We start from the raw sequence: 13,470 nt of genomic DNA on the forward strand, positions 1-13,470 counted from the left end.
ACTATCACTATGAATGTAATAGACAATATCAACAGACTCGCCGCTTACGGACTCAAAAGCGGACTTATTGAGAAAGAAGATTTGATTTTTGTGAAAAACCAGCTCCTCGCTGCCCTCAACATTGATGGTTTTGATTCTCCAGAACAGGCAGCAGCTCTACCGGAAGTAGAGATTTCTGACCTGGAAGATATTCTTAAAAATCTTCTTGATTATGCAGTTGAACACAATCTGACTCAGGGTGATGGTATTGCAGCCCGAGATCTTTTTGACACAAAGCTCATGTCTCTTATGACAGACAGACCTTCTAACATCAGAGCAAAATTCAATGAGCTTTATAAAAGATCTCCAAAGGAAGCAACAGACTGGTTCTATAAGTTCAGTCAGGATACAGACTACATCCGACGCTACAGAATTTGCCGCGATGTAAAATGGGTCAGCAAAACTGAATACGGCGACATGGATATTACAATCAATCTTTCTAAGCCGGAAAAAGATCCAAAGGCAATTGCAGCCGCTAAGAATGCAAAGACTGTTGGTTACCCAAGCTGCCTCTTGTGTAAAGAAAACGAAGGCTATGCAGGCCGCCTTAATCACCCGGCCCGCAACAATCATAGAATTATTCCGCTCGAACTTGCAGGAGAAGCATGGGGCTTCCAGTATTCTCCATACGTTTATTACAACGAGCACTGTATTGTTTTTAATCAGGAACACTCTCCAATGTGCATTTCAAGAAAGACCTTTGAACGTCTTCTTGATTTTACAACACAGTTCCCACACTACACTCTCGGAAGCAATGCAGACCTTCCAATCGTAGGCGGTTCAATTCTTACACACGATCATTTCCAGGGTGGTGCTTATAACTTCCCAATGGCAAAGGCACCGATTCGCAAGCAGATTACAATTAAAGGCTTTGAAGATGTAGAGGCTGGAATTGTAAAATGGCCTATGTCTGTTCTCCGCATTAAGAGCGCAGATAAGAACCGTCTTGTTGAACTTGCAGATCACGTACTCAACACCTGGCGAAGCTACACAGATGAAGCAGCCTTTATCTTTGCAGAAACAGATGGTGAAAAGCACAACACCCTGAATCCAATTGTTCGCCGCCGCGGTGACCTTTACGAGATGGATCTTGTTCTCCGCAACAACATTACAACAGAAGAACATCCGCTTGGTGTTTACCATCCTCATGCAGAACTTCATCACATCAAAAAGGAAAACATTGGTCTGATTGAAGTTATGGGACTCGCAATTCTTCCTGGCCGCCTTAAGACAGAATTCAAAGACCTTGCACAGGCTATGATTCAGAACAAGGATATCAGTAAGGATGAAGTTCTTGGAAAGCACGCAGACTGGACAAATGAGCTTAAAGAAAAGTACGGTTCGTTTGCAGAAAAATCAGAAGAAGAAACAATTGATATTCTGAAAAAAGAAACCGGTATTGTTTTCAGTAAGGTACTGGAACACGCCGGCGTTTACAAATGCAATGAGGAAGGCCTCAAAGCATTTGAAAGATTTATTGCAGCATTATAGATACTTTTTGTCATATTCATCAATAGGAATTGGTTTGCTGTAATAGTAGCCCTGAATTACCTCGCAGCCAAGATCGCGGAGTCTGTCTACCTGAGGCTTGCTTTCTGCACCCTCCGCAAGACAGGTAAAGCCAAGTTCTTTTGCGAGAGTAATAATATGCTTAACAACAATAATGTCTTCTTCACGTTCACTTGCAGTAGAAACATTATCAACAAAACTCTTATCAATCTTAAGAGTATCAAGCGGCATTTTTGTAAGAAGAGAAAGAGAGGAATAGCCGGTTCCAAAATCGTCCATTGAAATCTTATAACCTGCCGCCCGTAGTTCTTCGAGCACGTTTATCATATGATCGGTATTGTCATAACCCGCACTCTCAGTAAGTTCAAAATCAATGATGTTGTGATCAATGCCATACTCATCAACAATCGAACTCAGGTGCGAAATTAAATCTTTATCATACATGCGGTTACGCGAAAGGTTTATAGAAACCGGGTACAGTTTCTTACCTTCACTCTTCCAGCGGGCAAGAGCCTCACACACTTTTTTCAAAACTATGTCATCAATTTTTCCGATTGAACCGTCTTTTTCAAAGAATGGAATAAAACGGCCCGGTGACAAAAACTCTTTGTTTTTATAATTCCAGCGAATCAGCGCTTCTGCACCTTTCAGCACTTCCTTATGAATATCAAACTTTGGCTGAAGGTAAACTACAAACTCATCATTTTCAATTGCAGTTTCCACATAAGCCTTAATGTAATTTCCCCAGGAAATGTCGTTGTGCATTTTATCTGAGTAAGTAATGATTTCAGTTTTATTATGATTCTGTCCTAGAGCCTGAGCCATTTTTCCGGCATCGGCAACGCGGTTTCCAAGAGACATTGCTTTCTGCATTGGAACAAAACCACATCTGTAAAAAATCTTGTAATTAGGATCTTCTGGTAAGTGTGAAAGTCTATCGAAAAACTTCTGAAGCTTTTCGATAGTTTCTTCCTCAGGCATATCCTTAATCATCATTGCAAAATTGTCGTTGTGGCAGCGGGCACTTTCATAAACAAAATCTGCATTGTTCATTGCTTCAACCACATTACACAAAACGCGGTTTGCGGCAATATGACCATACACCTCATTTATTACACGAAACTCTTTAATATCAAAATGCACAAAGGCATAATCTGTAATTCCTTTGTTCTGCGGCATTTCAAGAAAAGCCACAAGATGGTTCCAGTTATAATGCCCGGTGATTGAATCATAAAAAGCAAGATTGTAAAGTCTGTTTTTATCAAGCGACTGAGGATCTTTATTTATTACATACTGAGCACTGTCTTTTTCAAGAGTTCCTTCATAAAGGATTCTCATTTTTTTGAAATCTGAAAAAACTTCAATAATGTTTGGATTATCCTGAATTGAAAAATCAGAATACAATCTGTGAGCATCATCATCTTTTGCAATTGAATCAAAAACGCCCTGAATAAAGCCCTTTGTAATTTTTATCTCTTCATCAAGTTCTACGGAATAAAAAAACTTTTCTTCAAGCTCAATAGATTTCAATTCTGAAGGATAGCTTATTCTGGAATCATTTATTCTGTATTCAATACCAATGACTTCCTTTTCAAAAGAGTGAATTAAAAACACTCCAGGAATATCATAAGTTCCAAAAGCATTAACATAAGGCTTAAGTGCTTCCGGCATAATTCCTTTATAATAATCTGAGATTTCTTCTTCGGTTGGAATAATATAATAAAGAATTCTTTTTGGTTTATAGAGCTGGTTCAGTTTATTTATAAACATAAAATCTCCCAAACGCTGCGTAGCAAATCAACATTTTGTTATATAACAATTATTAATACTATAATATCACAGATTTGAGTAATGTGAAAAATTATTTAAGGTTATTTGTGTTTAATTATTTGCGGCGTATATAAACAGTGCGGGTAAATTTAATTTCATCACCAAGAGTTTCACCAACACTCTTTTCAAAATCAGCTTCATTGAATTGCGGGAAAAATACATCACCGTCTTCAACTACTAACTGCACTTCTGTAATATACATCACATCAACATAAGGAAGGGCTTCTTTATAAATGCCATAGCCGCCGGCAATAAAAACATCCCGGCCGTCTTTAGCCGCAAGCTCCAGGGCTTCTTTTACAGAGCCAGCAGTTTCAAGATTTTCACCTTTGAATTGTTTTGTTTTGGAAACAACAATTGTTTTTCGGTTTGGGAGAGGATGTCCTATTTCTTCATAAGACTTACGTCCCATAATAACAATATTTCCGGTAGTCAGTTCCTTGAACTGTTTCTGCTCCCCTTCTATTTTCCAGGGGATTCTTCCGTTTTTTCCGATTACATTATTAATTGAACGAGCTACTATTAATCCAGTCATAATCAAAATAAAAAAAGCGTTGCGCCAGAAAATCAGACACAACGCTTTTTGGTTTAATCAGATATTATCTGAGACCACTTGCCTCAGCTTCTGTTGCACCCTTCCAGAACTGGCTGCGTCCGAAAGGACCAACTTTACCGCGCATTTCAAGAGTGTCTACCTTGTATTTCTTTCCGTCTGCTTTGTGGAAAGTAATTTCGCAGGCATATCGTTTTCCGTCACCCGGATCAATGATATATCCGCCAGACCACTTACCTTCAGCTGTCTTTGACAAATCCCAAATCCATGTTGTTCCGACAGAACGCAAAGTACCAACATCAACACCATTCATAAAGTTGTCGTAATGCTTACCCTTTCCGCCATCAGCAATCTGATCCTGTGGTAAATCTGCAAGTGAAAGAATTTTTCCGCTGAGCTTTCCACCCTCCTGCCAGATCTGCCATCCGGCTGTTGGCTGGTTAGTCTTTTCATCAACACTAATCCAGAAACCTTCTGCAGGATCTGCTGCAAAACACATTGTTCCAATTAAAAGAACAGCTGCAAATAAAGCAATAATTTTCTTCATTTCAATCTCCTAGAAAAAAATATATTGTTAATTGTAGCACAGGTTTTACGAGCGTTCAACTAATTCTGCAAGCATACAAAGGCCTTCTACAATAGCCTCGTGCTCTTTTGGAGCAATGCGTGCATAAAGTGTGTCGGGAGTGTCGTCCGGCATAACAGGGACGCGCTTTTGGATAAGAATACGGCCGGTATCACATCCACCGTCGGCAATGTGAATTGTACAGCCGCTTTCTTTTTCGCCGGCTGCAATAACTGCCTCATGAACGTGATGGCCAAACATGCCGACTCCGCCAAACTTTGGCAGCAGAGCCGGATGAAGATTTATAATTCTGTTTTCGTATTTTTTAAGAATGTCGCCGGCAAGAACAGTAAGACAGCCCGCTTCAACAATAGCCTCGGCTCCGTATTGTTCACAAGCCTCAAGCATAGCGTTTGAAACAGCAAGACGTTTAGTATCGCGGTCAGAAGCCTTAGCAACCTCTTCACCCATTACAGCGTAAGGAGAACAGATTGCAGTCGGGATTCCAGCCTTGGCAGCACGCTCCAGCGCAAAAGCTTTTTTAGAATCAGAAATTACGCAGACAATTTCGTAAGGACAAGAGTCGCCCTGTGACTTTTCATAATCAATCAGTGCCTGTAAATTAGTACCACCGCCACTAACAAGAACCGCTGTTTTTAATACCATGATTACATCCCCAAAAATGGATTGCTTCGCTACGCTCGCAATGACGACGCGTCACGTCATTGCGAGGAGCGCAGCGACGTGGCAATCCAATTAGTCTTCAAAAAGAACAGCGTCTTTCTGGCTGTTTACTTCGCCCTTAGCATATTCAACGCGGCCAATCTTATAAGCCTTCATATCTGGGCAGTAATCTTTATGATACTTAGAAGCATTAGCATTGAACATTTCAACAATAGCATCAGCTTCTTTTGAATTAACAGCAAGAACAAAACCAATACCCATATTGAAAGTATTGTAAACGTTATCAAAGTCAGCACCACGGCGAATAAGTTCACCAAATACAGGAGGAATATCCCAAGATGCGCGCTTGATAACAGAAATCAGCTGCTTCTTTCCTTCCTTAGCCTTTGGATACATACGTGGAATATTTTCAAAGAATCCACCACCAGTTACGTGAACCATACCATGGATAGCCTTGCGGTATTTACCGAGAACTTCCATAACAGGTTTAACATAAATACGTGTAGGTGTAAGAAGAACTTCACCAATAGTCTTACCTGTATCAGTTCCGTTTACAACAAATGGATCATTTACATTTGGAACAAGCTTACGAACAAGGCTGAAGCCGTTTGAATGCACACCAGTAGAAGAAAGACCAATAAGAACATCGCCTTCGCGGATCTCCTCACCAGTAATCATTTCTTTCTTTTCACCAACGCCAACACCAAAGCCGGCAAGGTCATATTTTCCAACATCATAGAAGCCAGGCATTTCAGCAGTCTCACCACCAAGGAGAGCACAACCAGTATCAACACAACCGTCTGCAACACCCTTTACAAGGTCAGCAGCAACATCAGCATCAAGCTTACCGCAGGCAACATAATCAAGGAAGAACAATGGCTGAACACCAGAGCAGAGAATATCGTTTACGCTCATGGCAACACAGTCAATACCAACAGTGTCATACTTCTTCATCTGGAAAGCAACATCAAGCTTAGTTCCAACACCGTCAGTTCCGCTTACCATAACCGGGTTCTTATATCCCTTAGGAATCTCGAACATACCGTTAAAACTTCCAAGACCAGTCAAAAGCCCCGGAATAGCAGTTCTCTTTGCATGATCCTTGTACTTATTTACCGCGCGGTAACCTTCTTCTACGTCAACACCAGACTCTTTGTAGTTTGCCATTGTTTGCTCCTATATTTATTTAGGAGGGGGAAGTCTCCCCCTAGCTCGCACTGCGTTGCTCGCTACCCCTTCTAGCGGGGGCACCCCGCAACGCCCCGTATTTACAGATTAAAATTTAATATCAATACCACTTGCAGCTGCATCCGATGCCAGCTTAGCACGGAAAGCCTTAAGTTTTTCTGAAAGTTCCTTATCATTCAATGCAAGAATCTGCAGCGCAAGATAAGCCGCATTCTTAGCAGAATTAATACCTACAGTTGCAACCGGAATCTGTGGCGGCATCTGAACAATGCTCAAGAGTGCATCCATTCCGCCAAGACCATTTGATTTGTCGCTTACGCACTCAAGAGGAACACCAATTACAGGAAGTGTTGTAATTCCCGCAATTACTCCAGGGAGTGCAGCTGCAAGACCAGCGCCGGCAATGATAACCTGACATCCGTCTTTTTCAACCTGTTCAACTGTCTGCTTAAGTAAAGCCCCGGCACGATGGGCAGAAATGATAAATGCCTTGTATTCCACGCCGAACTCTGTGAGAATGTCGGCAGCCTTTTTCATGGTGTCCTTGTCGGACTTAGAACCGAAAAAAATCGCAACTTTCATAGGAGAGTTATATCATAAATCAGCATTCGTCACAAGCAGAGAGTTCTAAATAGCAGAGGCTGAGCGAGAGAGGGTGTGAAATACAGCATCGCATTTTTATGATATTTCTCTTCTAAACTTTTACCTGATACTGCAGCAACAGAATACGTAACTCTTCAATGTTTGAAACATTAAAAATCTTGAAGATATCTGCGAAGATTTTCTTTACTGTAGAAAGACTAACGAAATATTTCTCGCTGATTTCTTTGTAGCTAAGTTTATTGTGAATATGTTCCATCAGGAAGGTAATCTGGCGTTCGTTCAGGTTGTAGTCTGAAAGGCTGATGGTGGAACCTGCCGGCTTACCGATAATCGTGTTGTTCTCGCGAACGTTGTGCGGAATCAGGCAGGAAAGCTTTGCTTTGAGAATCGAATAAATCCAAAGGTAAAAGGCAAAGCAGAAGGCAGAATAGCCCATTGCAATAAACATACCCTTAATGCCGTGAGTGTAAGACAGAGTGATAGTAATCATATGCAAAACAAACATGACAACAATAGGCTTTTTTGATTTATTCAAAAGAAGATCTGAACACAAAATATAAATTATAGCAGCATAGAAAAAGAAAATTCCAAGCTCTTCGTAATTTGTTAGGATTGTAAGCACACTTTCAATCAGAAGAATTGAAATCATCAGATAAGAATTTGGTCTGATAATGTGAATGATAGTGAGAAATACACAGATAAAATGAACTACAGGAATTACAATACTTGTATCTGCAATTTTTTCAATAATGGAATTTGGGTCACCATTAAAAAATACACTTGTTATAGCAGCAATAAGCAGAAATAATAAACCGACAACAGCAACAACCCTCTCCGAGCTGATTCTGTTTCTATTCATAGTTCTTCTATTATAGCATAAAAATGCATTTTTACCAATAACAAAATATTATAATTTTTCATATTACAAAGATTTACTGATGCAGATACAGGCATTTTCTCCGTCCATTGCACTCGAAACAATTCCGCCCGAATAGCCCGAACCTTCCCCACAAGGGTACAGACCGCTGAGCGCAGTACACTCAAAAGTTTCCTTGTCGCGCAGAACACGAACCGGTGTACTTGTACGGGTTTCAGGGGCAATCATAAGGGCATCTTTGCAGATAAAGCCATGCATATTACGGTCAATCTGTTCAAAACCTTTTTTAAGACGCTCACTGATGTGAGAAGGAAGCCAGCTTCCAAGTTCAGAAGAAACTAGGCCCGGTGTATAACTTGAAGAAGGCAGATCTGAAGATTTACGACCTGCAAGGAAGTCTGTAAGACGCTGTGCCGGAGCTGCCTGTCCGTTTCCGTTTTTATATGCCAGAGTTTCAATTTCACGGCGAAAGAATAAGCCTGCAAGTTGAGGGCATCCGGCAGCGGCTGCCTGCTCATGAAATTTCTGAGGAATATCTTCCGGGCGAATCTCTACTACAATAGCTGCATTAGACCACTTTGAATTACGGGCTGCAGCAGACATTCCGTTTACAACAATTTCATCAGGACCAGAGCTTGAAGGAACTACAAATCCTCCCGGACACATACAGAACGAATACACACCGCGTTCTTCAACCTGAGTAGTTACACGATATTCTGCAGCGCCAAGGCCGGAATCCGCCCCCCGCCCGTGATACTGAATCGAATCAATAAGAGTGCGCGGATGTTCCACGCGCACCCCAGCCGCAAAAGTTTTTGCTTCCAGAGCGGCGGGGGCCACACGGGCAAGCATTTCATAAATGTCCGTAGCGGAATGCCCAGTAGCAAGCAGAACCGCATCGCCACGGAATGTAGCCTTTTCGCCGGTAAATACGTTCTGCGCTTCCACGCCACATACACGCGGTTTGTCATCGGCTCCACCGCGGGCGCTGCCGTCCCCTTCATCAATTATCAGATTTGTAACACGCTCGTTAAAGTAGAACTCCCCGCCCAGCTCAATAATTTTATCGCGCATAGCATTAATCACCTGCGGAAGCCGGTCAGTTCCTATGTGCGGATGAGCGTCGGTAAGAATCTTTTCGTCCGCGCCAAAATAATTAAAAATCCTCAAAATTGAGCTTATGTCGCCGCGCTTATTACTACGCGTATACAACTTTCCGTCCGAAAAAGTACCAGCCCCGCCCTCTCCAAAGCAGTAATTTGAGTCAGCATTTACCTGGTCGCGGGTACTGATTAAAGCAATATCCTTTTTACGCTGGCGGGTCTGAGTGCCGCGCTCAATAACAACTGGTTTTATGCCCTGTTCAAGCAGTTTAAGAGCACCAAAAAGTCCCGCAGGACCAGCGCCAACAATAATAACAGAGTGAGTCCCTTCGACTCCGCTCAGGGACCGATCAACCGGGCGCCATTTTGGCTGCCATTCACCGGCGGCTTCCGGTTTTTCGCCTATATAAACCTTATAACGAAGATGCAGCTTTAGCTGGCCGTGTCTGGCATCTATAGATTTCTTTACAAAAACAGCCTCAAAGGAATCTGTTTTAATATTATTTTTCTGAAGTTCTTTTCTGATGAGATTGTTATGAAGTCCCGAGTTCTTTTCGTCTTCGGGTTTAACTGTAATTGTGAGTTCCTTAATCATTAAGGACAGTATAAAAGATATTTAAACAAAAAAAAAGTTCTTAGACTGTAGACTCTCCAACCTTACAGTCCAAGAACTCCCTCACCGATAACAAAACGGCTCTCCGATATAAACTCTCTCTTAGCAACGCTTTGATATATAGTTTTTGCTAAGTGCTTGTCGATAAATAACTTTTTTATTTTCATACTTTTAACTTTAATGTAACTTTAATTTATGTTTATAACATAACGGGAAATTTTCCAGCCGTCAATAAGTTTATTTACGATTTAACCAAAGTTAATCAAAAAATAACCACAGTTAATAAAATATTACTGTGGTCATTTTAAAAACTTCAAATTTGTGCTCTATCCGTGCTGTTATTTTTATATAAAACAGATATTTTAGAGGATAGATTTGAAGAACTGCTGAAGTCTTTCACTCTTAGGATGCTGGAAAAGCTCATCAGGAGTACCTTCTTCCTCAATATATCCTTCATTCATAAACAAAACACGGTCTGCAACTTCTCTTGCAAAGCCCATTTCGTGAGTTACAACCACCATTGTCATACCGTCACGGGCAAGATCTTTCATAACTTCAAGAACCTCACCTACCATCTCAGGATCAAGGGCAGAAGTCGGCTCATCAAAAAGCATTACATCAGGGTGCATTGCAAGTGAACGAACAATTGCAATTCTCTGCTTCTGACCACCACTTAAGGTAGAAGGATAAACATTTGCCTTATCAGGAAGCCCAATTCTCTCAAGAAGTTCCATAGCTTCTTTTTCAGCTTCTTCCTGAGTCTTAAGCTTAAGAGTTACAGGCGCAAGAGTAATATTCTGCATTACTGTAAGATGAGGGAACAGATTAAAATGCTGGAATACCATTCCCATCTTCTGGCGGCAAAGATCAAGATTTGTTTTAGGATTAGTTAAATCATTACCTTCAAAAAGAATCTGTCCTCCATCCGGAGTTTCAAGTCTGTTCAAACAGCGCAGGAAGGTACTTTTTCCAGATCCAGAAGGTCCAATTATTACTATCTTCTCACCTTTTTCTATTTTAATAGAAACATCTTTCAATACATTCAGCTTTCCAAAGCTGATTTTAAGATTCTTAACTTCTATCACTTTTTGCCATCCTTTTTTCGAACAGGCCGAAAAGCTTTGTAAGACCTACTGTAAGCACAAGATAAATTGCCGCACATGTCAAAAGCGGAATCCATGCGTTATAAGTTGCATTACGGATCATATCTCCGGCTTTTGTCATATCCATTACAGCAATAAAGCTTGCAACAGAAGTCTCTTTAATTAATACGATAAACTCACTTGTATATGTTGGAAGAACTGCTTTAACTGCCTGTGGAAGTACAATCTTAAAGATTGTCTGCCACTGACTCAGTCCTAAAGAACGGCCGGCTTCTGTCTGCCCCGGGTCAATTCCCTGAATTCCGGCACGGAAAATTTCTGTACAGTAAGCACCAGAGTTAAAACCGTAAGCAAGAATTGCGACAAGAAGACGATTCAAACCAAGAGGTGCAAAAATTACAAAGTAGAAAATCATCAGCTGAGTTGCAAGTGGAATACCACGAAGCACGGTTGTATAAACCTCGGCAATACCTTTAAGAAGTTTATTACCAGAAACCTTCATAAGGGCAAGAAGAAAACCTATAACAGTTCCAATTAAGATTGCACAGATAGCGATGAGAATTGTAACTCCCAGTCCCTGCACTATCAGCATGTAACGCTGTCCTGCAATCATCGTATCAATAAAAGATTGAATCATAAAACCTCAGTTAAAAAACAATATTCCCCGGAAGACCGGGGAATGTAATTTATTTTGTTAGCCGCAAATTATTCAACAGTCATTGCGAGGAGCCCAAGGGCGACGTGGCAATCCATATTGTAGATTGCTTCGCTACGCTCGCAATGACGCCGATTGTTTGTTGGCTTTATTTACGAACAATAATAACCTGCTCAGATTCAAAATATGTTTCTGAGAAGTCTACGTTCTTTTTGCGTTCTTCGTTTACAGACATACCAGCTGCAATGAAGTCGATTGTTCCAGACTGAAGAGCAGGAATAAGGCTGTCGAATGCCATATCTACAACTTCAAGCTTCATGTCGGCATTCTTAGCAATTTTCTGTCCCATTGTGATATCAAAACCAACAATGTTCTTTCCTTCAACATACTCAAATGGAGGGAAAGCAGCATTTGTACCAAGCTTTACAACCTTGCTTGCAGAAGAAGTTTCTGTTGCAGGAATTGAGATTTTTCCATCAGCTGGCATAAATGCGTTTACAAGAGCTTCATATTCTCCGTTCTTTTTCATATCTTCAATTGTCTTATTAATAGAAGAAAGAAGTTCTTCGTTACCCTTCTTTACAGCAATTGCATATGCTTCTTTGTTATCAGCAAATACTTTGTCGTGAAGGATTTTAAGATCTGGGTTACGTTCAACAATTGCTTTTGCAGGAAGTTCATCAAGTACAACAGCATCAATAGCACGATTCTTAAGATCAAGAGCTGCATCCATACCTGTTTTGAAAGATGCAATGTTAGCGTTTGTAACATTATCCTGAACCCAAGCTTCACCTGTAGTACCAGCCTGTACACCAATTTTCTTTCCAGCAAGGTCTGCTACAGAATTTATTTCAACTTTTGATTTTGAGCATCCAGTGAATGCGAGTGCTGCAGCAAGAGCTGCACATATTACGGTAATCTTTTTCATATAAACACCTCGGGAAGTAATATACAGTTTTTTGCATAAATATTCAATATTTTTGTATATTTATTTATTCAGATTCCTTACTCATTTTCCGGGTGTTTTACACTGAATATTTATTTCCGTTCTCAGCTAAGATTACAGCCGAGAAAATCAAAAGACAACCAAAGAACATTCTTGTGGTAAACGCTTCATGCAAAACAATTGTACTGAAAAGAATTCCAAATACAGACTCAAAGCTTAAGAATACCGAAGAAATCGCTGAGCCTACATATTTTAACCCAAGATTCTGAAGGCTGAAACAAAGCATTGTACTCAAAAGCCCAAGATACAGCATTGAAACAATTACTCTAGGATTTTGCACACCTTCAACTGGAACCGGCCCATCAAAAAATGGTGCAGAAAGCCAGCCTAAAACAGCACAGACTACAAACTGCAGCAGAGTTAGAAAAAGAGTATCATCTCCCTGGTCTGCGTATCTTGCAGTCCAGACAATATGCATTGCAAAGAACAAACTGCAGATAAGTGTAAGCCAGTCACCCCTGTTCAAGCCCACAGCATCCCCTGCTCCAAGTGCCAGAAAACCAATTCCTGTCATTGAAAGAAGAGCCGCAACAAATACATACCAGCCCGGGCGGTCTTTATACATAATCCATAAAAGAATTGGAATGAGAATTACATAATTAGTTGTAAGAAAGGCGTTTTTACCGGCTGTTGTAAAATCACAGCCTATTGTCTGAGTTGTATACGCTATAAAAAGAAAAACTCCTGTCAAAAGTGCATGGCGTATATAGCGGGCATCAAGCAACTTCCATTTTTTTATAAAAACAAGCCCCATGGCAATAGCAGCAATTGAATAACGGAAAGCAATCATGTAAACCGCGCCAATATAATCAAGACTGTCTTTTACAATAACAAAAGCAAAACCCCAGATAGCCGCAGTAAGCAAAAGCCCCGCACTGGCAATAACAGAAACAAATTTTTTATTCATAAACAAAATTTAATAATGAAGTTGTTTGTAGTCAAGAGACCGGTGGAAACAAAATTATGCCGAACATGAAAAATGTTTGTGCGCGAGTGGAAGCGGACACCAAAAACATCAGGAGCATATTTGGCGAATGCCATAAAAATAAAAAGAGAACTTCAGTATGAAGTTCTCTTTTTATTTCAAAAAAATGCGAGTTTGTTTTTGGCTTCCGCTGCAACGGAAGCACAAACATTTTTTA

The 13,470-nt window shown here is 40.6% G+C and carries 13 protein-coding genes; 1 reads left to right on the forward strand and 12 read right to left on the reverse strand.

Translation table 11 applies throughout. The annotated features are described in order from the left end of the window. The first annotated feature begins 9 nt into the window (after positions 1–9). Positions 10–1,530: a UDP-glucose--hexose-1-phosphate uridylyltransferase gene (gene galT, locus BM161_RS11830; RefSeq protein ID WP_074932958.1), complete on the forward strand. Its 1,521-nt coding sequence runs from the start codon at positions 10–12 to the stop codon at positions 1,528–1,530. Here the strand turns inward: galT and BM161_RS11835 are convergent. The 12 genes from BM161_RS11835 to BM161_RS11890 form a co-directional block, all read right to left on the reverse strand. Further along, entirely contained in the window at positions 1,525–3,318 is a 1,794-nt protein-coding gene (locus tag BM161_RS11835; RefSeq protein ID WP_074932960.1) for a putative bifunctional diguanylate cyclase/phosphodiesterase, read from the reverse strand. The two genes, galT and BM161_RS11835, sit on opposite strands and share 6 nt — an antisense overlap. Before the next feature lie 115 nt (positions 3,319–3,433). After that, positions 3,434–3,913, reverse strand: a complete 480-nt coding sequence (locus BM161_RS11840; protein ID WP_074933037.1) for a dihydrofolate reductase — start codon at positions 3,911–3,913, stop codon at positions 3,434–3,436. A 64-nt stretch (positions 3,914–3,977) separates the two neighbouring features. Then, a complete protein-coding gene (locus tag BM161_RS11845) occupies positions 3,978–4,478 on the reverse strand; it encodes a DUF2147 domain-containing protein (RefSeq protein WP_074932961.1) in 501 nt (166 codons plus the stop codon). A gap of 45 nt (positions 4,479–4,523) precedes the next feature. After that, positions 4,524–5,162 (reverse strand): phosphoribosylglycinamide formyltransferase, encoded by a 639-nt coding sequence (gene purN / locus BM161_RS11850; protein ID WP_074932962.1) that lies wholly within the window; start codon positions 5,160–5,162, stop codon positions 4,524–4,526. A 90-nt stretch (positions 5,163–5,252) separates the two neighbouring features. Next, positions 5,253–6,347, reverse strand: coding sequence for a phosphoribosylformylglycinamidine cyclo-ligase (purM, locus tag BM161_RS11855; protein ID WP_074932964.1), 1,095 nt, complete (start codon positions 6,345–6,347; stop codon positions 5,253–5,255). A 108-nt stretch (positions 6,348–6,455) separates the two neighbouring features. After that, a complete protein-coding gene (purE, locus tag BM161_RS11860) occupies positions 6,456–6,950 on the reverse strand; it encodes a 5-(carboxyamino)imidazole ribonucleotide mutase (protein ID WP_074932966.1) in 495 nt (164 codons plus the stop codon). A 112-nt stretch (positions 6,951–7,062) separates the two neighbouring features. Next, positions 7,063–7,830: a helix-turn-helix transcriptional regulator gene (locus BM161_RS11865; protein WP_074932969.1), complete on the reverse strand. Its 768-nt coding sequence runs from the start codon at positions 7,828–7,830 to the stop codon at positions 7,063–7,065. Between the two features lie 63 nt (positions 7,831–7,893). After that, a complete protein-coding gene (locus BM161_RS11870; RefSeq protein ID WP_074932971.1) occupies positions 7,894–9,546 on the reverse strand; it encodes an NAD(P)/FAD-dependent oxidoreductase in 1,653 nt (550 codons plus the stop codon). 380 nt (positions 9,547–9,926) lie between these two features. Beyond that, positions 9,927–10,649: an amino acid ABC transporter ATP-binding protein gene (locus tag BM161_RS11875; protein WP_074932973.1), complete on the reverse strand. Its 723-nt coding sequence runs from the start codon at positions 10,647–10,649 to the stop codon at positions 9,927–9,929. After that, positions 10,636–11,304 (reverse strand): amino acid ABC transporter permease, encoded by a 669-nt coding sequence (locus tag BM161_RS11880; RefSeq protein ID WP_074932975.1) that lies wholly within the window; start codon positions 11,302–11,304, stop codon positions 10,636–10,638. Before BM161_RS11880 ends, BM161_RS11875 begins: the two co-directional genes overlap by 14 nt. A gap of 166 nt (positions 11,305–11,470) precedes the next feature. Beyond that, positions 11,471–12,250, reverse strand: a complete 780-nt coding sequence (locus tag BM161_RS11885) for a transporter substrate-binding domain-containing protein (RefSeq protein ID WP_074932977.1) — start codon at positions 12,248–12,250, stop codon at positions 11,471–11,473. 97 nt (positions 12,251–12,347) lie between these two features. Further along, positions 12,348–13,235 (reverse strand): DMT family transporter, encoded by an 888-nt coding sequence (locus BM161_RS11890; protein ID WP_074932979.1) that lies wholly within the window; start codon positions 13,233–13,235, stop codon positions 12,348–12,350. Positions 13,236–13,470 lie beyond the last annotated feature (235 nt).

Origin of the sequence: Treponema bryantii (assembly GCF_900113965.1) — a bacterium.
Lineage (GTDB): Bacteria > Spirochaetota > Spirochaetia > Treponematales > Treponemataceae > Treponema_D > Treponema_D bryantii_A.